The following is a 19,856-nucleotide window of genomic DNA, read 5'->3' as shown; positions in this document are numbered from 1 at the left end:
TTTTTATATTCTTATCAGTTATTTAACAGCATCATAAAACGCATTTAAAACATCTTGCAAATCATCAATATGAACTTCTTGACTTTCAGAATTATCACGTCGTTTAACTTCAACAATACCTTCGCTTGCTTGTTTACCAACCATAACTCTAACAGGTAAACCAATTAAATCTGCATCATTGAATTTAACACCTGCTCTTTCTTTACGATCATCGTATAAGACATCAAAATGATTTCTAAGTTGATCATAAAGTTGATCAGCAAGCTCTAATTGTGCTTCTTGCTTAGGATTTATAGCAATTAAATGTACGTCGTATGGTGCAATTGATTTCGGCCAAATCACACCACGATCATCATGATGTTGTTCGATAACAGCAGATAACGTTCTAGATACCCCAACACCATAACAACCCATAATTAACGGTCTTGCTTTACCTTGTTCATCTAAGAAGGTCGCATTCATGCTTTCTGAATATTTTGTACCTAATTTAAATACTTGTCCAACTTCAATTCCTTCGGCAAATTTTGCTTTACCTAAATTATTTGGTAATGATTCACCTTCTAAAATAAACCTAAAATCACCATATGCTTCAACATTAAAGTCACGATCAACATTGGCATTTAAATAATGATATCCATCTTCGTTAGCACCTACTGCTAAATTATTAATATCTTGTACATCATTATCAGCATAGATTTTAATTTTATCAACATGAACAGGGCCTATGCTACCAGGTTTCGCACCTAATATATTTAAGATTTCATTTTCATTTGCCATTTCGATATTTTCAGTTTTGAAGTATGATTTTAATTTCACATCGTTCACTTCATGATTTCCTCTTATTAAAATCATGACATATTCATCTTCGACTTTAACGATCATTGATTTAACGATTTTATCAACCGTAACATTTAAGAAATCTGCTAATTTCTGGGCAGTATGTACCCCTGGTGTTTCGACTTTTTCAAGTTCTTTAATTGGTGTATGCTCATGATTTGGTGTATAAACAACTTCAGTTTTCTCGATATTTGCTGCGAAATCACTTGTGTCACTATACACAATTGTATCTTCACCAATTTCAGCTAGTGCCATAAACTCATGTGTATGGTCACCACCAATAGCACCTGAATCTGCTAATACAGGTCTGAAATTCAATCCTACTCTCGTGAAGATTTTATGATAGGCATTGTACATATCGTTGTATGTTTCGTCTAAAGATGCTTCATTTGCATGGAAAGAATATGCATCTTTCATAATAAATTCGCGACCACGTAATAAACCAAATCTTGGGCGTTTTTCATCTCTAAATTTCGTTTGAATTTGGAATAATGTAATTGGTAATCGTTTATAAGATTTCAATTCATCTCTAACAAGTGAAGTTACCACTTCCTCATGAGTCGGACCAAGACTAAATTCACGACTATTACGATCTTTCATTCTCATTAACTCAGGTCCATAGGCATCCCATCTACCTGATTCTTTCCATAATTCAGCTTGTTGTAAAACTGGCATTAATACTTCAACACCATCAATTCTTTCCATTTCTTCTCTTACAATTTGTTCTATTTTATTTAAAACACGCTTCGCCGTAGGTAAATAACTATATATCCCGCTTGCATTTTGTTTAATCATACCTGCTTTAAGTAAGAGTTTATGACTAACAGATTCTGCTTCTGCCGGTACTTCTCTTAACGTTGGTATGAAAATTTTCGACTGTTTCATTCGCTTCCTCCTTTATGCTACATAAAGTAACGTTGTATATCATTCCAAGTAACCATAATCATGACAAATATTAAGAATACTGCACCGATAGACAACATAACCCTTTCAGCATTTTTGTTTATTGGTTTTCTAAAAATCATTTCGTAAATTACAAATAATATTCTACCACCGTCTAAAGCTGGAACAGGTAATAAGTTCATGATACCTAGGTTTACACTTAATAGTGCTGTAAAACTCATTAAAGTAATAAATCCTTCTTTGACAACTGTATCAACGTTACTATATATACCTACAGGGCCATTTAACATGTCAAATGAGAAACTACCTGTAAAGATACTACCAATCAGAGATAATACAGCTTGGAAAATTACTTTTCCGGCTGCTATTGTTTGTTCAGTTCCATAAGCCAATGGTCCAAACAATGTATGCTCTTTTGATTGTACAACTCCAACCATGTATCTCGTTTCGTATTTATTCTTACTGACTTGCATTTTTGTTTTTTTAGCTTTGACTGTAGCTGTCTTTTCTTTTCCATTACGATTCACTTTAAATTCAACCGGATTTGATTTCTTTTCTTTTAAAATTGGTTGCAAATCAGTAAATTTATTTAACTTTTTCCCATCTACTGAAATGATTTCGTCACCTTTTTTAAGTCCTGCAGTTTGTGCTGCTCCGCCTTGTTCTAAATCTCCAACGACAGGTTTATTTGTCGGCACACCTGACCAATATGCTAATCCGATAAATATAACTAATGCTAATATAAAATTAAATAACGGTCCTGCAAATAATGTTAGAAACCTTTGGTATGGTTTCTTACTCATCAATTGTCTATCTTTTGGTGCAATTTGGATTAAATCACCATTTTGGACAAAAAATGCTTCTCTTGAAATTTTGAAACGATGTCTTTCATCATCACTTGAAGTAATACCTTCGATATAAATTTCATCATCAAAGTCACTATCTTTTACTTCTAAATGTTCAATTTGTTGGAACTTATGTTGATCATCCATAATGACGTGTGTTATTTCATTGTCATCATTCAATTTAATAGCTATATGCATACCTGGAGATAATGGATTTTGTTCTAATCCATCACCTGCCATTCTTACATATCCACCTACCGGTAATAACCGAATCGTATATAACGTTTCATTTTTCTTATATGAAAATATTTTGGGTCCCATTCCTATTGCGAATTCTGGACACATTATACCTGCGCGTTTAGCAAAAAACATATGTCCATATTCATGAACAGTAACTAAAAGACCAAAAACAAAAATAAAGGCTAATATTGTATAAATCACGCTTACACCTCATAATCCTTAGATTTATAAAAAGCATCAATCCCTAGAATTGTTTCTAAATCTGGATTTTTAATGACTTGATGCTCATTCATTTCTTTTTCGATCATTTGTTCTATATCTAAGAATGAAATTTTCTTATTTAAGAACAAATCAACCGCTACTTCATTTACTGCATTAAGTACAACCGGCATGGATCCACCAATTTTTATTGCATCATAAGCTAGTTGTAAACATTTAAATCGTTTAAAATCCATTTCTTTAAAATTCAATTGACCAATTTGTGCTAAATTCAACATTTCAGCATCTCTTTCAATTCTTTCTGGATAAGTAAAAGCATATTGAATCGGCGTACGCATATCAGGTGTCCCTAACTGAGCAATGACACTTGTATCATTAAACTCAACCATTGAATGAATAATGCTTTCTTTATGTAATACCGTTTCGATTTGATCAATATTTAAATCAAATAACCATTTTGCTTCAATTACTTCTAAACCTTTATTCATCATTGTCGCTGAATCAATTGTAATCTTCTGACCCATAGACCAATTAGGATGATTTAGCGCATCTTCAACACTTACATCTTCAAGTTGAGCCCTTGTCATATCTCTAAATGACCCACCACTTGCAGTTATAATTAATTTATTAATATTTTTATGTTTTTCACCATTTAAGCATTGAAAGATAGCTGAATGCTCTGAGTCAACCGGTAATATATTCACATTTTTTTCTTTTGCTTTTTTCATTACAAGCTCACCAGCTGCGACTAACGTTTCTTTGTTGGCTAAGCCGATATCAATGCCTGCTTCTATCGCAGCCATTGTAGGTCTTAACCCAATACTACCCATAACAGAATTTAATAACAAATCCGTTTTATGAAAAGTTGCAACCTTAAATAAACCATCTTCACCGTATGCAAGTTCAACATCTAAATGATTTAATTTATTTATATCTTCTTCATTTTGTACGGATACAAGTTCAGGTTGAAATTCTTTTATGATACTTTGTGCATACGTTACATTTTTCCCGACTGAAAATGCAACGAGGTTAAACTCACTTTTATGCTCTCTCATAACATCTAATGCTTGTTGCCCGATAGATCCACTGGCACCTAATATAGCTATATTCTTCACAGAAAACACCTCATCTTACATTTGGAATAGGAATAAATTTAACAATGGTAAAACAAAGATAAAGCTATCAAATCTATCTAGAATACCACCATGTCCTGGCATAATATTCCCAGAATCTTTCACACCAAAATGTCTCTTTAATCCTGATTCAACTAAATCACCTAGTTGACCAAACATACTTAATAACATTGTTAGCGGAATAAGTAACCATAATGATACATCCATATTAAATGATTGTCCAAAAATAACAGCGACAATTAAACTAGAGAAAATACCACCTATGAATCCTTCGATTGTCTTGTTAGGACTAATTAAAGGCCATAATTTATGTTTACCAAATAATCTACCGAAAATATAAGCCCCTGTATCTGTTAACCATACAACTAATAATGCAAATAAAATAAATTGCAGGCCATGTTCTCTTGTTTCATAAAAATACATAAAGCCAATACCAATATAAGTTACAGATAGTACACAAAACGAAGCATCCATAAAATTAAACCTATTTTTTGACATTACAGTATAACTCAACATTAAGAAACTCATAACAATCAATAACTGTAACTGAATGCGTATGTCGTTATGTATAACTTCTTGAGGTAATAAAATAATAAATAAAGAGACAATAGATAAAAATCCAGGTACAGACAGAATAGATAAATTATTCATGTTCAATATTTCTTTAAGTGCAATAACGCCCAGTAAATAGGCCAATACAATGACAGGTAGTCCCCCATAAATGACAATTGGCAAAAAAATAGCCATTGCCACAATTGCGGATATAGTTCTTGTTTTCATATTTTTCTCCTTTACAGCCCACCAAATCTACGTTGTCTTGACTGATAAATTTTCAAACAATCGATTAGTGATTGTTCATCAAAATCTGGCCACAATGTTTTAGTAAATACAAATTCACTATAAGAAGATTGCCATATTAAGAAGTTACTCAATCTTTCTTCGCCTGATGTACGAATTAATAATTCTGGATCTGGCATATTTGACGTAAATAAACTTTTTTCAATATTTTCTTCTGTTATTTGATCAACTGATAGTTTACCTTGTTCAACTTCTTTATATAATGCCTTAACTGCATGAACAATTTCGGCTCTTCCACCATAGTTAAGTGCAAATACAAGGTTTAAACCAGTGTTATGTTTTGTTTTTTCGATTGCTTCATTGATAGCATTTTTAGTATGCTTCGGTAATTGATCAGTAAAGCCTATCGTGGTAACTTTAACATTTTTTTCAATTAACTCTGGTAAAAAAGTTTTCAAAAAATCAACCGGTAATTTCATGAGATATTTGACCTCGTCCTCAGGTCTAGACCAGTTTTCAGTTGAAAATGCATATAGCGTTAAATATTTCACACCTAAGTCATTTGCTTTTCTTGTGATTTTTTTAACGGTTTGCATACCTTCGTAATGACCTTTAATTCTTGGCATTTTTTTATTTTTTGCCCATCTTCCATTACCGTCCATAATTATAGCTATATGGTTCGGTATTGTTAATTCAGTTTCTTGCGTATTTATTTGTTGTTTTTGTTTTTTAAACTTTTTTATCATAGCGTCCTCCATCAAACAAACGCGAATTTATATGTATAATAATTAAACATATCGTAATACATTTTATCACAAAAAGATTGATTCTGTGTATATAAAGACAAAAGAGTTTAAGACAATATGTTTCAATTTAGTCAATTCTTTGTCTTTCATTCACTTTTGAACAAAAAACAAGGACAAACCTAAACAAAATCTTATGATTTTTCCAGGTTTGTCCATTTTATTTTAATTTCATAGAAAATTATACTTCTAAAATATCATTTTCTTTTTGAGTTGTTAACTCATCTATCTTTTTGATGAATTCATTTGTAATTTCTTGAACATCATCTGTTTGTTTTCTTAAGTCATCTTCAGAAATGTCGCCATTTTTTTCTTGTTTTTTCAAATCTTCATTTGAATCACGACGAATATTTCTTATTGCAACTTTTGCATTTTCAGCTTCTTTTTTAGCTTCTTTAACTAATTCTTTTCTGCGTTCTTCAGTTAAAGCTGGAACAGTAATTCTAATCACTGTACCGTCACTTGTAGGATTAACACCTAAGTTAGCAGCATTAATCGCTCTTAATACATCATCAACTGATGATTTATCATACGGTTGAACAACAAGTAAACGTGCTTCAGGCACTGAAATACCAGCCAATTGTTGAATTGGTGTTGGCGCGCCATAATATTCTACGTTAACTCTTTCTAACAAGTTAGCGTTAGCATGACCTGTTCTAATTCCTGCTAAATCTCTTGAAAAACTTTCAATTGTTTTGTTCATTTTCGATTTCGTTTCTTGTTTAACATCTGCCATCGAATTACACCTCGTGTTTATTTTGTAATAATTGTGCCGATTTCTTCACCCTGAACAGCACGTTTAATATTTCCTTCTTCCATAATTGAGAATACAACAAGTGGGATATCATTGTCCATACAGAATGATGATGCTGTTGAATCCATAACTTGTAGTCCCTCTTGTAGCATTTGAATATACGTCAATCTTTCATATTTTTCTGCAGTTGGATCTTTTTTAGGGTCTGCAGAATAAACACCATCAACGTTGTTTTTACCCATTAAGATAACATCAGCTTCTACTTCTGCAGCTCTTAGTGCAGCTGTAGTATCTGTTGAGAAGTACGGATTGCCTATTCCTGCCGCAAAAATAACAACTCTCTTTTTCTCTAAATGACGAATAGCACGTCTTCTAATATAAGGTTCTGCAACTTGTTTCATTTCAATTGAAGTTAATACTCTTGTATCACACTCTAATTGTTCTAGACTATCTTGTAATGCTAAAGCATTCATAACAGTAGCTAGCATGCCCATATAATCGGCAGTACCACGATCCATACCTAAATCACTGCCTGTTTTACCTCTCCAAATATTGCCTCCACCAACGATAACTGCAACTTCACAGTCCATTTGTGCCACTTCAGATACTTGTTGTGCGATACTTTTAATGACTACTGGGTTGATACCAAATCCTGAATCTCCTGCTAAAGCTTCACCACTTAGTTTTAGAACGACGCGTTTATATTTAGAATTTTTTGTCATCTTAATCCCTCTCTATGCTTATAATTAGGTCTTTATATAACGAAAGAAGACACGCTTGTGTCTTCTTTCTAAAAAGCAATCTTAGTTGCCTTTCATTTGTCCTTTTACTTCATCAGCAAAGTTATCAGAACGTTTTTCGATACCTTCACCAACTTCGTAACGAACGAAATCTACAAGCACGCCACCTTCTGTTTTTAAGAACTCAGCAACTGTTTGATCTGGGTTTTTAACAAATGCTTGGTCTACTGCACAGATTTCTTCTAAATATTTACGCATTCTACCTTCTACCATTTTTTCAACGATATTTTCAGGTTTACCTTCATTTAATGCTTGTTGTTTAAGAATTTCTTTTTCGTGAGCTAATTCTTCTGCAGAAACTTGGTCACGAGAAACGAATTTAGGGTTTAAAGCTGCAATATGCATAGCTACATCTTTAGCTGCATCTGCATTTGTAGAACCTTCAACAACAGCTAATACACCGATACGTCCGCCCATGTGTAAATACTCACCGAAAGCATCGTTATCTGTTTTAGTTTTTAAAGTAAAACGACGTAAAGTCAGTTTTTCTCCAATTGTTGAAATTGATTCGTTCATTTTTTCTTCTACTGTTTGACCATTTGATAATTTAGAAGCATTTAAAGCTTCAACATCAGCAGGTTTAACTTCTAAGATATGATCAGCCATTTCTTTAACTAAATTTTGGAAACCTTCGTTACGCGCAACGAAATCTGTTTCTGAATTTAATTCAAGGATTACTGCGTCATTTCCTTTAGAAGCTACATATGTTGTACCTTCAGCTGCGATACGGTCAGCTTTTTTAGCTGCTTTAGCAATACCTTTTTCACGTAGAAAGTCTACTGCTTTATCGATATCACCATCTGTTTCTGTTAAAGCTTTTTTACAGTCCATCATACCTGCGCCTGTTTTTTCACGCAATTCTTTGACAAGTTTAGCTGATATAGCCATAATCTAATTCCTCCATTGTTTAAGTGTTAACTTATGTTTTATTTTAGTTATTCTTTCTAAAAAAAGGTGATAAGTTATAGAACCTTATCACCTTTTTGAAATTATGCTTCAGTCGTTTTAGTTGCTTCTTCTTTAGGTGCTTGTTCAGTTTCATTTAAGTTGATGTTTTGTTCTTCAGCAACATCTTCGTTTGAAACGCCTTGTTGACCTTCTAAGATAGCATCTGCCATTTTACCAGTTAATAATTTAACGGCACGAATAGCATCATCGTTTGCAGGGATAACATAGTCGATTTCATCTGGATCACAGTTTGTATCAACAATACCAACGATTGGAATGTTTAATTTATGTGCTTCAGCAATCGCGTTACGCTCTTTACGAGGGTCAACTACGAATAATGCTTGAGGCATTGATTTCATATCACGAATACCGCCTAAGAATTTAATTAAACGGTCGTATTCTTTTTTAAGTTCTACAACTTCTTTTTTAGGTAGTACATCAAATGTACCGTCTTCTTCCATTTTTTCGATTTCAGAAATACGTTTTACACGTTTAGAAATTGTTTTGTAGTTAGTTAATATTCCACCTAACCATCTTTGGTTAATGTAGTAATGTCCAGCACGTTCAGCTTCTTCTTTAACTGACTCTTGTGCTTGTTTCTTAGTACCTACGAATAATACTTTACCGCCTTCTTCAGATACAGATTTAATAAAGTTGTATGCTTCGTCAACTTTTTTAACTGTTTTTTGTAAGTCGATAATATAGATACCGTTTCTTTCTGTGAAAATGTATTTCTTCATTTTTGGGTTCCAACGACGTGTCTGGTGACCGAAGTGAACACCTGCTTCAAGCAATTGTTTCATTGAGATAACTGCCATGATTAATTCCTCCTAATTGGTTTTATTCCGCCATAAACACTTTATATAGAAACAACATTACAATGTTGCACCAACTCCATATATTGCGTGTATATGTGTGAATTTGGCTTTATAGCCGTTTTTAAATATATCATAAATACTAATCTTCATCAAGTGTTTTTATTTATTTAAACCTAGTTCTTCTAAGAAACGTTCTTTCTTAATTCTAATGAATGTACCTTTCATTCCTAGTGATCTTGACTCAATCACACCAGCACTTTCTAGTTTTCTTAATGCATTAACAATTACAGAACGTGTAATACCAACTCTATCTGCAACTTTTGAAGCAACAAGTAACCCTTCTGGTGCACCTAGTTCTTCAAAGATATGTTCAATCGCTTCTCTTTCTGAATAAGAAAGTGAGTTAATTGCCATAGTAATTGCAGCTTTATCACGTGCTTCTTGCTCAATTTCATTGTGCTTTTCACGTAGTATTTCCATACCAATAACAGTTGCTGCATATTCACCTAAAACTAAGTCATTTTCATTGAAATCTTGTGTTACACGACCAACAACTAATGTTCCTAATCTTTCTCCACCGCCTAAAATAGGGAAGATTGTAGTTTGGCTATCGATAAATAAATCTTTACTCTCTGGTGGGAATACAGTTAAAACGTTGTCGATTCCAATATTTTCAGTTGTTTGCTCTACGTGCATTAATTGATCTGTATATTCTTTCGGAATATGTCTATCTTCTAACATCTTAATAATACGTTCATTGCTTAACAACTCATTTAAACTTGATCCTAAAATTTTACCTCTTCTTGAAATAATGAATACATTCGTAACAGTAACATTACTTATTGTTTTTGCCATATCTTTAAAATCTACTGCAATACCTTTGTGCTTTTGTAATAACGTGTTTAATTCTCTTGTTTTTGTTAATAAACTCATTTGACTTGCTCCTTTTATTTATAAAATAAATGCACTTAAATCTTTATTTGTCGCTATTGATTCTAATTTTTGATTAACATATTCTGGTGTGATATCAACCACAGCATGAGGCATATTTGAAGCCTCGAATGAAAGATCTTCTAGCATTTTTTCTAATATTGTATGAAGTCGTCTTGCACCAATATTATCGGTTTCTTGGTTCACTTGAAATGCTATTTCTGCTAATCTCACAATTGCTTCTTCAGTGAAATTAATCGTTACCATTTCTGTTTCAAGCAATGCTTTATATTGTTCTAATAATGATTGCTTTGGTTCTTTCAAGATTTTGACAAAGTCTTCTGTTGTTAAACTATCTAATTCAACACGAATTGGGAATCTACCTTGAAGTTCAGGTATTAAGTCACTAGGTTTAGACATATGGAACGCGCCTGCACCAATAAACAGTATATGTTCTGTATTTATTGAACCATATTTCGTTTGAACGACACTACCTTCAACGATAGGAAGAATATCTCTTTGGACACCTTGTCTCGAAACGTCTTGACCGCCATTATTATTGCTCACTGCAATCTTGTCAATCTCATCTATAAATACCATACCCATTTGTTCTGTTAATTGTATAGCTTCTTCATTTACAGATTCTTGATCAATCAATTCATTCGCAATTTCGTCGATTAAAATTTTTCTAGCTGTTTTAACAGGCAATTTACGTTCTACCTTTTTCTTAGGCATCATTTGGCTTAACATATCTTGCATTTGTGGGTTATTGTCCATACCCATCATGCCTAACGATTGTTGTTCTTGTTCGACTTTTAATTTAACTGTTTCTTCTTCTAACTCACCATTAAATAGTTGTTTCTTGATATCTTCTCTTTTAGTCTTAATTTCTTCTGAAGGTGATTCTTCGACTTCTTCTTGCTGACTAAAGTTAGGAAACTGTCCGCCAAACAATGATTCTAATGGATTATTGTTATTACTATTTTGAGCTTTTTTCTTCATGCTTGGTACAAGTAGCTTAACTAAACGTTCATTTGCTTTTTGTGTTGCTTCTTCTTGTACGCCTTTTTTCTTTTCTTCTTTAACAATTCTTCTTCCTACTTCTACTAAATCACGGATCATGCTTTCTACATCTCTACCAACATATCCTACTTCTGTAAATTTAGTAGCTTCAACTTTAACGAATGGTGCTCCTACCAATTTTGCCATTCTTCTTGCGATTTCAGTTTTACCAACACCGGTAGGACCAATCATTAAAATGTTCTTAGGAATGATTTCATTTCGCAATGATTCATCTAATAAACTTCTACGATATCTATTTCTTAATGCTATCGAAACTTTACGTTTAGCATCTTGTTGACCTATGATGTGATCATTCAAGCGATCTACGATATCATGTGGCGTCATTTTTAATTGATTTTGTGACAACCTTAAACCCTCCATTTATATTTCTTCAACTTTAATTTCATGATTTGTAAACACACAAATATCTGCGGCAGTGTTTAGTGATGCTTCTGCAATTTCTTTCGCAGACAATTGTGGTGCATAAGATTTCAATGCTCTACCGGCACTTAAAGCATAATTGCCACCAGAACCAATTGCAATAATACCATCATCTGGCTCAATCACTTCACCTGTACCACTAACGACTAACAAATCTGTTTCATTCATAACAATTAGCATCGCTTCTAATTGGCGAAGCATCTTGTCTCCTCGCCATTCTTGTGCCAATTCAACAGCAGCTCTCGTTAAATTACCACTATATTCTTGGAGCTTGACTTCAAATTTTTCGAATAACGTGAATGCATCAGCGACACTTCCTGCAAATCCAGCAACGACTTGGTCATGATACAATCGTCTTACTTTTCTTGCAGTTTGTTTCATGATTACCTGTTCGCCTAAAGTAACTTGGCCATCTCCTGCCATAGCTGAGCGACCATTGTGTCTAATCGCAAATATTGTTGTTGCATGTAATGATGAACTCATTTCAATTCTCCTTTATGCACGTGGATGTGCAGATAAGTATACTTTTCTTAATTGGTCTTTCGTAACGTGAGTATATTGACTTGTAGTGGATAAACTTTCATGTCCTAATAAACTTTGCACACTCCTTAAATCTGCACCTTGGTTTAAAAGGTGCGTCGCAAAGGTATGTCGTAATTTATGTGGATGTATATGATAAACACCTTGTGTACGTTTAACAACTTCGTTTAAGACGTGTCTGACGCCTCTTTCTGTAATAGCCTGACCTCGCATATTCATGATTAAATATTCATGTTCAACATTAAATTGGTTTCTAAAGTTTTCAAGGTAGTCTGTTATTGCATTTTGACAATATTCTCCGAAAGGAACGATTCTTTCTTTATTTCCTTTACCTAATACTTTTACGAAAGAATAATTTAAATCAATATCTTTAATTTGAATATGAACTAATTCAGAAACACGAATACCTGTTGCATACAACAACTCTAATATGACTCTGTCACGAATATTTGTTTTTTTACCATCGTCTAATGTTTTGAATAATTTTTCCATTTCTTCTTCATAAAAAAAACTTGGTAAATGATGTTCTTTTTTTGGATGAACAAGTTGGATAAATGGATTTTGGATATTATGATCGATACTCATCCAATATTGATATAAAGATCTCAAGGTTGATATTTTACGCGAAACACTTGTCCGTTTGTGTCCTTTATCATATAAGAACGCTAAATATCTTCTTGCATCTTTATAAACAAAATCGTCTAAAGTTAAATGTTCAGTTTGCAAAAAATTACTAAATTCATTTAAATCGAGTTGATAAGCATTCAATGTATGTTCAGAGAAATGCTTTTCAAATGTTAACATATCTAAAAATTGTTTCTCAATTACATGCATTTTAACTCACTCTCCCAATTTATCTGAATTGTATCACAATTGATTTAATACTTAAAATAATATCTATAACATGACTTTAAAAGAGTCAAGATGCTTAAGTGCTCTATTAGCTAAAGTTTCATATCTAACTTTTTTATCTTTTATTCTTTTTTCTAAATCAGGTAATAAACCAAAGTTTGCATTCATTGGTTGGAAGTTCTTCTTATTAGCATGTGTAATATAATATGCCATACTTCCAATAATCGTTTCTCTAGGAAAAACAATTGGTTCTAAATTAGAAACTAATTTACTCGCATTAATCCCAGCAATTAATCCACTTGCAGCACTTTCTACATAACCTTCAACACCTGTCATTTGTCCTGCGAAAAACAAATCATCACGTGTCTTTAATTGATAAGTATCCTTTAAGGCATTAGGAGAGTTTATAAATGTATTTCTATGCATTACGCCGTAACGTACTATGTCAACATTTTCTAAACCTGGTATGAGTGATATGACTTCTTTTTGAGCGCCCCACTTTAGATGCGTTTGAAAACCAACAATATTGTATAACGTACCTGCAGCATCATCTTGACGTAATTGTACGACCGCATATGGTCTCTCACCTGTTCTTGGATCTTCTAATCCGACTGGCTTCATTGGTCCGAATAGTAATGTTTTCTTTCCTCTTTCTGCCATAACTTCGAATGGCATACATCCTTCGAAATAAATTTCTTTTTCAAATTCTTTTAATGGAACAACTTCTGCATTAATTAGCGCATCATAAAATGTATTAAATTCTTCTTCCGTCATTGGGCAGTTTAAATAAGCTGCATCACCTTTATCATAGCGTGATTTCAAATAAACTTTATCCATATCAATTGAGTCACGTTCAATAATTGGCGCAGCTGCATCATAAAAGTAAAGTTGTTCTTCACCAGTAATGTTGATGATTTGCTTTGTTAAACTTTCTGTTGTCAATGGACCAGTGGCAATAATCGTAGGACCATCAGGTATTTCTGTTATTTCTTCATTCTTAACTGTAACATTTGGATGATTTTTCAAAGTATCTGTAATATATCCTGCAAAATCATGTCGATCTACTGCCAATGCTCCACCAGCAGGAACACTTGCATTGTCTGCTGCTTTAATAATGAGGGAATCTAACTGTCTCATTTCTTCTTTAAGTACACCTACAGCATTAGTTAACTGATTTCCTCTTAATGAATTTGAACAAACGAGTTCAGCAAATTGATCAGTATGATGAGCTGGCGTTTGTTTCACTGGTCTCATTTCAAAGAGGTTTACATTAAATCCTCTTTTCGCAATTTGATATGCCGCTTCAGAACCTGCTAAACCAGCACCGATAACATTTATTGAAGTCAATGCAATATGCCTCCTACCTTAACTTTTTATATTCCATATTGAATTGTATAACAAATCTGAATTTAATCAAATGAAAATGTTTTTCTATTTAACAAAATTTAGTAACGAATTGCTCATTTTTTATTAAACAAAAAAACAAGTGCAAAAAGTTATATATAAATATACTTTTGCACTTGCTGAATTATTTTTGTTCTTGCTCTTTATAATCACAGTTAGGACAAATAACCTGCGCTGATTTTCCTTTTTTACGTTCAACTAGTATTGTTTCACATTTTGGACAAGGACGATCAAGTGGTTTATCCCATGAAGTGTAATCACATTCTGGGTATCTAGAGCAGCCGTAGAAAATTCTATTTTTCTTAGATTTACGTTCAACTACTTCTCCTTCTTTACATTTCGGACACTTAACACCGATTGTCTTGATGATTGCTTTCGTGTTTCGACAATCTGGGAAGTTTGAACATGCCATAAATTTACCATAGCGTCCCATTTTGTATACCATAGGCGAACCACATAGTTCACAATCTTCCCCAGCCGGTTCATCTTTGATTTCGATTTTTTCCATTTCTTCTTCCGCTCTAGCAACATCGATCTTGAAGTTTTCATAGAACATATCTATTACTTTCTTCCATTCAATCTCACCATCAGCTACTTTGTCTAACAACGTTTCCATATTTACAGTAAAATCGACATCAATAATTTCAGGGAAGTATTCTTTTACTGACTCATGTACAATTTCACCTAATTCAGTTGGAACAAAGCGTTTTTGATCTAATTTCACGTAGTTTCTCTTTTGGATAGTATCAATCGTTGGTGCATATGTTGATGGTCTACCAATTCTAAGTTCTTCTAACGTTTTAACTAGTCTAGCTTCAGTATATCGTGGTGGTGGCTGAGTAAAGTGTTGTTTTGGATCGATTTTCTCTGCTGTAACAATATCGCCTTCTTTTAATGGAGGCAATTTTCCTTCTTTTTCTTCGTCTTGGTCATCTTTGGCTTCAACATAAACTTTCATAAAACCTTTAAATTTAATTGTTTGTCCATTCGCTCTAAATTTAAGGTCACCTTGAGTAATGTCAGCCGCCACAGTATCTGCAATGGCTGGTGCCATTTGACTTGCCATAAATCGTTCCCAAATAAGTTTATATAATCTATATTGATCGCGTGATAAATATGATTTCATTTGGTCTGGTGTACGCGATACACTTGTCGGTCTAACCGCTTCATGGGCATCTTGTGCACCTTGTTTACCTTTAGCTTGTTTAGCTTTCGTAAGATATTCTTTACCGTAATGCGTTTCAATAAATGATGCTGCTTCTGATTTAGCACTATCTGAAATACGTGTTGAATCAGTTCTCATATACGTGATTAAACCAACTGTTCCTTGTCGTTTTAAATCAATACCTTCATATAATTGTTGAGCTAACATCATTGTTTTTCTAGCTTTAAAATTCAATTTACGAGAAGCTTCTTGTTGTAATGAAGAAGTTGTAAATGATTTAGCGGGATGTCTTAACTTTTCTTTCTTAGTTACTTTTGTAACTTCAAATTTATCCCCATCAAGTTTTGACGTTATCTTTTGAACGTCACCTTCATTTTTCAACTTAACTGCTTTGCTTTTTTCATGTAAAAATTTCGCAGTAAACGTTTTTGATTGGTGTTTAAACAATCCTTCAATAGTCCAATACTCTTCAGGTTTAAAAGCATTTATTTCATTCTCACGATCAATGACCAATCTTAATGCTACTGATTGAACTCGACCTGCAGAAAGACCTTTTTTAACTTTTTTCCATAAAACTGGAGAAATATTATATCCAACAAGTCTATCCAAAATACGACGTGCCTGTTGGGCATCAACTAATTCATGTTCTATTTCTCTTGGGTTCTTGAAACTTTCTTTCACTGCATCTTTCGTTATTTCGTTAAATACAACTCTTGATTTTTTGTTTTCATCTATATCTAATATATGCGCTAAATGCCAAGCAATAGCTTCACCTTCGCGGTCAGGGTCACTTGCGAGATAAACGTTTTTTGCTTTTTTTGCATAACGTTTTAAATCTTTTACGACTGGTCCTTTTCCTCGAATAGTTATATATCTAGGTTCATAGTTATTTTCAACATCTACACCCATTTGACTACGTGGCAAATCTCTAACATGCCCCATAGATGCTATGACCTTATACTTTTTTCCTAAATATTTTTCTATGGTTTTTGCTTTTGCAGGCGATTCAACAATGACAAGATTTTCTGCCAAAGTAACTCCCCCTTGCTTTCTATTGATTACAAATGTAAATGATAAACTGACAAATTCAGCTTTGTCAATTAAAAGATATTTATTATTTTTTTTTAGAACTAAAATTCTTCAAAATCTTCTATAATATCTCTAGCACTCAAGACTAGTTTTGCGCCTTCTTGAATCCTTCTGTTAGTGCCTTTACTAAGCGAATGAAACATCATTCCCGGACAACAATATACGTTTCGGTTTTGATCGATTGCTTGATCAACCGTAATAAGTGACCCACTTCTTTCTTCTGCCTCAGTTATTAAGACGCCTTGTGCTAATCCACTGATAATACGATTTCTTTCTGGAAAGTACCATTTTTTTACTGATTTATTAGGGTAATATTCACTTATGACCAATTGTTCTTTTCTCATTCGTTCATTTAAAAATTGAGTAGCTTTAGGATGATGAAAATCTAAACCAAAACCAGCAACCCCGATGGTATTACCGTTACATTCTATCGTTTTTAAATGTGCAAAATAATCAGCGCCCATTGCCATTCCTGAAACGATTGTTATGTCAGATTTAACTAATTCACAAATTAATGAATCACAAATTTGTTCTGTATATGATGTTGCATTTCTAGATCCGACTATTGCTAATTTCTTTGGGTGATTCAACAAACTAATATCCCCTATACAGAAGAGAACTAAAGGATAATCAAAAATTTGTTTCAAATGATGTGGATAGGTATGTTGATTATAAAAAACTAATTGAATTTGCTTGTTACTCAATGCTTCGAGTATTTCATTTATATCACTATACTTATACATCTTATACATGTTTAGCATATGAGTGAAATTAAATGCACTTTTATTAATAAAATTTAAAAATTCATCTCTTTCATTAACGAAAGACAAATCCGTATTATATTTCAACATACTATGTAAATGTCTCGTTGTAAATCCAGAATGTATTAGTTTCAAAATAATTTGTTGTAAATTGTCTATCAATAGCATGCTCCTTTCAACTTTCAAAATCGTTACAATTTCATAAATATAAATATTAATCAGGAAGAATGACTGCATAATTTGTGTATAAAAAAGAGAGTTTAAAAAAGAGGAATTTAATATTTTATCGTTACTTTTATCCATAAATTTACATATATTATAATTTGTAGTTATATTTTTGTCCATAAAAAAAACCTTTAAATCTCCACTTATCGTGTCGATTTAAAGGGTTAATACTAGATATTTAATTATTTAACTGTTAGGCATTTTTCATATAAACCATTTTCTTTTTTAATACGGTTTATAAGTGTTTCTGCAATTACAGATGGTGTATCTGCAGTTTCAATACCACATTCGTTAAGTGTCTTGATTTTTTCAGATGCTGTTCCTTTACCACCAGAAATAATCGCACCAGCGTGTCCCATTCGTTTACCAGGAGGCGCTGTTTGACCACCAATGAATCCAACAACTGGTTTAGTCATATTAGCTTTAATCCATTCAGCTGCTTCTTCTTCCGCAGTACCACCGATTTCGCCAATCATAACGACAGCATAAGTATCTTCATCTTCGTTGAATGCTTTTAATACATCAATAAAGTCAGTACCGTTTACTGGATCTCCACCAATACCTACTGCTGTAGTTTGACCGATACCAGCTTGAGTTAATTGATGTACTGCTTCATAAGTTAAAGTACCAGAACGTGATACAACACCTACATGGCCTTTTTTGTGAATATAGCCTGGCATGATACCAATTTTACATTCGTCGGCAGTGATTACACCTGGACAGTTAGGTCCAACTAAACGTGTTTTCTTACCTTCTAAATATCTCTTAACTTTAATCATATCTATAACAGGGATATGCTCAGTTATACAGATAGCTAAATCTAATTCCGCATCAGCACTTTCAATAATTGCATCAGCAGCAAATGGTGCTGGTACATAAATGACTGATACTGTTGCACCAGTTTCAGCTACAGCTTCTTCTATTGTATTGAATACAGGTAAGCCTTCAACTACTTGGCCACCTTTACCAGGTGTTACCCCAGCAACGATTTGAGTACCATATTCAAGCATTTGTTTTGTATGGAAAAGTGCTGTTGCACCAGTGATACCTTGCACTAATACCTTTGTGTTTTTATCGATAAATACACTCACGTAACTCTCCGCCTTTCTTATCGTTCTTGAACTAATTTAACAATTTTTTGAGCGCCATCAGCCATGATAGATGCTGATTCGATTGCTAAACCAGATTCTTTTAAGATTTGTTTACCTTGTTCAACATTAGTTCCTTCAAGTCTAACAACTAAAGGCATATCTAATGATACTTCTTTAACAGCAGCTACAATACCTTCTGCAATTACGTCACATTTCATGATTCCACCGAAGATATTTACAAATATACCTTCTACTTGTGAATCACCTAGAATTATTTTGAATGCTTCAGTAACTTTTTCTTTAGTAGCGCCGCCCCCCACGTCAAGGAAGTTAGCCGGATTTCCGCCAAAGTGATTAATTGTATCCATCGTTGCCATTGCTAAACCAGCACCGTTAACCATACAACCAATATTTCCATCTAAGGCAATATATGATAAATCATATTTAGATGCTTCGATTTCTTTTTCGTCTTCTTCTTCTAAGTCACGCATCTCAACGATATCTTTATGTTTGAATAAAGCGTTATCGTCGAAGTTTACTTTTGCATCAAGTGCTAAAACATCACCTTCACCAGTAGTTACTAATGGGTTAATTTCAACTATTGAGCAATCTTTTTCTACAAACACATTATATAAAGACATCATTAATTTAACTGCTTTATTAACGGATTCTTTAGGAATGTTAATGTTAAATGCAATTCTTCTAGCTTGGTATGGCATTAATCCCGTTACAGGATCAATAACTTCTTTGAAGATTTTTTCTGGAGTCGCCGCAGCAACTTCTTCAATTTCAGTACCGCCTTCTTCTGATGCCATTAATGTAATACGATCTGTTGCTCTATCGATTACAAAACCGATATAGTATTCTTTTTGAATATCGCAACCCTCTTCAACTAAAAGGCGTTTTACTTCTTTACCTTCTGGTCCAGTTTGATGAGTAACGAGAACTTTGCCTAATAATTCTTTCGCATATTCACGAACTTCATCAATAGACTTAGCAATTTTCACGCCTCCAGCCTTACCTCTACCACCGGCATGGATTTGTGCTTTCACAACATAAACATTTGATTCTAATTCTTTTGCTTTTTCTACTGCTTCATCGGGTGAAAAAGCTACTGAACCATTAGGTACAGCTACGCCCATTGAGCGAAAAATCTCTTTACCTTGATACTCATGGATATTCATTCTCCATCCTCCTA

At 33.3% G+C, this 19,856-nt stretch carries 18 protein-coding genes; all 18 read right to left on the bottom strand.

Annotation, left to right across the window (positions count from 1 at the left end; translation table 11 throughout):
• Positions 1–18: 18 nt before the first annotated feature.
• On the bottom strand, positions 19–1,722 hold the full coding sequence (locus CD111_RS03195) for a proline--tRNA ligase (protein WP_095088322.1): 1,704 nt from the start codon (positions 1,720–1,722) through the stop codon (positions 19–21).
• Between the two features lie 17 nt (positions 1,723–1,739).
• The gene (gene rseP / locus CD111_RS03190) at positions 1,740–3,026 is read right to left on the bottom strand and encodes an RIP metalloprotease RseP (RefSeq protein ID WP_095088324.1); all 1,287 of its coding nucleotides are present in this window, start codon (positions 3,024–3,026) and stop codon (positions 1,740–1,742) included.
• A 2-nt stretch (positions 3,027–3,028) separates the two neighbouring features.
• Positions 3,029–4,159 carry a 1-deoxy-D-xylulose-5-phosphate reductoisomerase gene (gene dxr / locus CD111_RS03185; RefSeq protein ID WP_095088326.1) on the bottom strand — a complete coding sequence of 377 codons (1,131 nt, stop codon included), beginning with the start codon at positions 4,157–4,159 and terminating at the stop codon, positions 3,029–3,031.
• 15 nt (positions 4,160–4,174) lie between these two features.
• On the bottom strand, positions 4,175–4,957 hold the full coding sequence (locus tag CD111_RS03180; protein ID WP_095088329.1) for a phosphatidate cytidylyltransferase: 783 nt from the start codon (positions 4,955–4,957) through the stop codon (positions 4,175–4,177).
• Between the two features lie 11 nt (positions 4,958–4,968).
• Positions 4,969–5,721: an isoprenyl transferase gene (locus CD111_RS03175; RefSeq protein WP_095088332.1), complete on the bottom strand. Its 753-nt coding sequence runs from the start codon at positions 5,719–5,721 to the stop codon at positions 4,969–4,971.
• A 238-nt stretch (positions 5,722–5,959) separates the two neighbouring features.
• Positions 5,960–6,514 carry a ribosome recycling factor gene (gene frr, locus CD111_RS03170; protein WP_095088334.1) on the bottom strand — a complete coding sequence of 185 codons (555 nt, stop codon included), beginning with the start codon at positions 6,512–6,514 and terminating at the stop codon, positions 5,960–5,962.
• 17 nt (positions 6,515–6,531) lie between these two features.
• Positions 6,532–7,254 (bottom strand): UMP kinase, encoded by a 723-nt coding sequence (gene pyrH, locus CD111_RS03165; protein WP_095088336.1) that lies wholly within the window; start codon positions 7,252–7,254, stop codon positions 6,532–6,534.
• An 81-nt stretch (positions 7,255–7,335) separates the two neighbouring features.
• Positions 7,336–8,223 (bottom strand): translation elongation factor Ts, encoded by an 888-nt coding sequence (gene tsf / locus CD111_RS03160; protein ID WP_188350537.1) that lies wholly within the window; start codon positions 8,221–8,223, stop codon positions 7,336–7,338.
• Between the two features lie 98 nt (positions 8,224–8,321).
• Entirely contained in the window at positions 8,322–9,098 is a 777-nt protein-coding gene (gene rpsB, locus CD111_RS03155) for a 30S ribosomal protein S2 (RefSeq protein ID WP_095088341.1), read from the bottom strand.
• Between the two features lie 159 nt (positions 9,099–9,257).
• Positions 9,258–10,031 carry a GTP-sensing pleiotropic transcriptional regulator CodY gene (codY, locus tag CD111_RS03150; protein WP_095088343.1) on the bottom strand — a complete coding sequence of 258 codons (774 nt, stop codon included), beginning with the start codon at positions 10,029–10,031 and terminating at the stop codon, positions 9,258–9,260.
• Between the two features lie 18 nt (positions 10,032–10,049).
• The gene (gene hslU / locus CD111_RS03145) at positions 10,050–11,471 is read right to left on the bottom strand and encodes an ATP-dependent protease ATPase subunit HslU (protein WP_169711995.1); all 1,422 of its coding nucleotides are present in this window, start codon (positions 11,469–11,471) and stop codon (positions 10,050–10,052) included.
• Positions 11,472–12,014: an ATP-dependent protease subunit HslV gene (gene hslV / locus CD111_RS03140; protein WP_095088347.1), complete on the bottom strand. Its 543-nt coding sequence runs from the start codon at positions 12,012–12,014 to the stop codon at positions 11,472–11,474.
• A gap of 12 nt (positions 12,015–12,026) precedes the next feature.
• Positions 12,027–12,905: a tyrosine recombinase XerC gene (gene xerC / locus CD111_RS03135; RefSeq protein ID WP_095088349.1), complete on the bottom strand. Its 879-nt coding sequence runs from the start codon at positions 12,903–12,905 to the stop codon at positions 12,027–12,029.
• Between the two features lie 63 nt (positions 12,906–12,968).
• Positions 12,969–14,270: an FADH(2)-oxidizing methylenetetrahydrofolate--tRNA-(uracil(54)-C(5))-methyltransferase TrmFO gene (gene trmFO, locus CD111_RS03130; protein WP_095088351.1), complete on the bottom strand. Its 1,302-nt coding sequence runs from the start codon at positions 14,268–14,270 to the stop codon at positions 12,969–12,971.
• Positions 14,271–14,451: 181 nt separating this feature from the next.
• Positions 14,452–16,524 carry a type I DNA topoisomerase gene (topA, locus tag CD111_RS03125; protein WP_095088353.1) on the bottom strand — a complete coding sequence of 691 codons (2,073 nt, stop codon included), beginning with the start codon at positions 16,522–16,524 and terminating at the stop codon, positions 14,452–14,454.
• Between the two features lie 98 nt (positions 16,525–16,622).
• The gene (gene dprA / locus CD111_RS03120) at positions 16,623–17,504 is read right to left on the bottom strand and encodes a DNA-processing protein DprA (RefSeq protein WP_231922781.1); all 882 of its coding nucleotides are present in this window, start codon (positions 17,502–17,504) and stop codon (positions 16,623–16,625) included.
• 245 nt (positions 17,505–17,749) lie between these two features.
• Entirely contained in the window at positions 17,750–18,658 is a 909-nt protein-coding gene (gene sucD / locus CD111_RS03115) for a succinate--CoA ligase subunit alpha (RefSeq protein ID WP_095088355.1), read from the bottom strand.
• A 17-nt stretch (positions 18,659–18,675) separates the two neighbouring features.
• Positions 18,676–19,842: an ADP-forming succinate--CoA ligase subunit beta gene (sucC, locus tag CD111_RS03110; RefSeq protein WP_095088356.1), complete on the bottom strand. Its 1,167-nt coding sequence runs from the start codon at positions 19,840–19,842 to the stop codon at positions 18,676–18,678.
• Between the last annotated feature and the right edge of the window lie 14 nt (positions 19,843–19,856).

Origin of the sequence: Mammaliicoccus stepanovicii (assembly GCF_002902525.1) — a bacterium.
Lineage (GTDB): Bacteria > Bacillota > Bacilli > Staphylococcales > Staphylococcaceae > Mammaliicoccus > Mammaliicoccus stepanovicii.
The sequence above is the reverse complement of the archived record's forward strand: the minus strand, read 5'-3'. Positions and strand labels throughout refer to the sequence as shown.

What these genes read in the sequence shown, in the direction of transcription:
- sucC (WP_095088356.1), bottom strand. Translation starts at nt 19,842, where the DNA reads ATGAATATCCATGAGTATCAAGGTAAAGAGATTTTTCGCTCAATGGGC.
- CD111_RS03195 (WP_095088322.1), bottom strand. Translation starts at nt 1,722, where the DNA reads ATGAAACAGTCGAAAATTTTCATACCAACGTTAAGAGAAGTACCGGCA.
- hslU (WP_169711995.1), bottom strand. Translation starts at nt 11,471, where the DNA reads ATGGAGGGTTTAAGGTTGTCACAAAATCAATTAAAAATGACGCCACAT.
- CD111_RS03180 (WP_095088329.1), bottom strand. Translation starts at nt 4,957, where the DNA reads ATGAAAACAAGAACTATATCCGCAATTGTGGCAATGGCTATTTTTTTG.
- codY (WP_095088343.1), bottom strand. Translation starts at nt 10,031, where the DNA reads ATGAGTTTATTAACAAAAACAAGAGAATTAAACACGTTATTACAAAAG.
- frr (WP_095088334.1), bottom strand. Translation starts at nt 6,514, where the DNA reads ATGGCAGATGTTAAACAAGAAACGAAATCGAAAATGAACAAAACAATT.
- pyrH (WP_095088336.1), bottom strand. Translation starts at nt 7,254, where the DNA reads ATGACAAAAAATTCTAAATATAAACGCGTCGTTCTAAAACTAAGTGGT.
- rpsB (WP_095088341.1), bottom strand. Translation starts at nt 9,098, where the DNA reads ATGGCAGTTATCTCAATGAAACAATTGCTTGAAGCAGGTGTTCACTTC.
- xerC (WP_095088349.1), bottom strand. Translation starts at nt 12,905, where the DNA reads ATGCATGTAATTGAGAAACAATTTTTAGATATGTTAACATTTGAAAAG.
- CD111_RS03175 (WP_095088332.1), bottom strand. Translation starts at nt 5,721, where the DNA reads ATGATAAAAAAGTTTAAAAAACAAAAACAACAAATAAATACGCAAGAA.
- hslV (WP_095088347.1), bottom strand. Translation starts at nt 12,014, where the DNA reads ATGAGTTCATCATTACATGCAACAACAATATTTGCGATTAGACACAAT.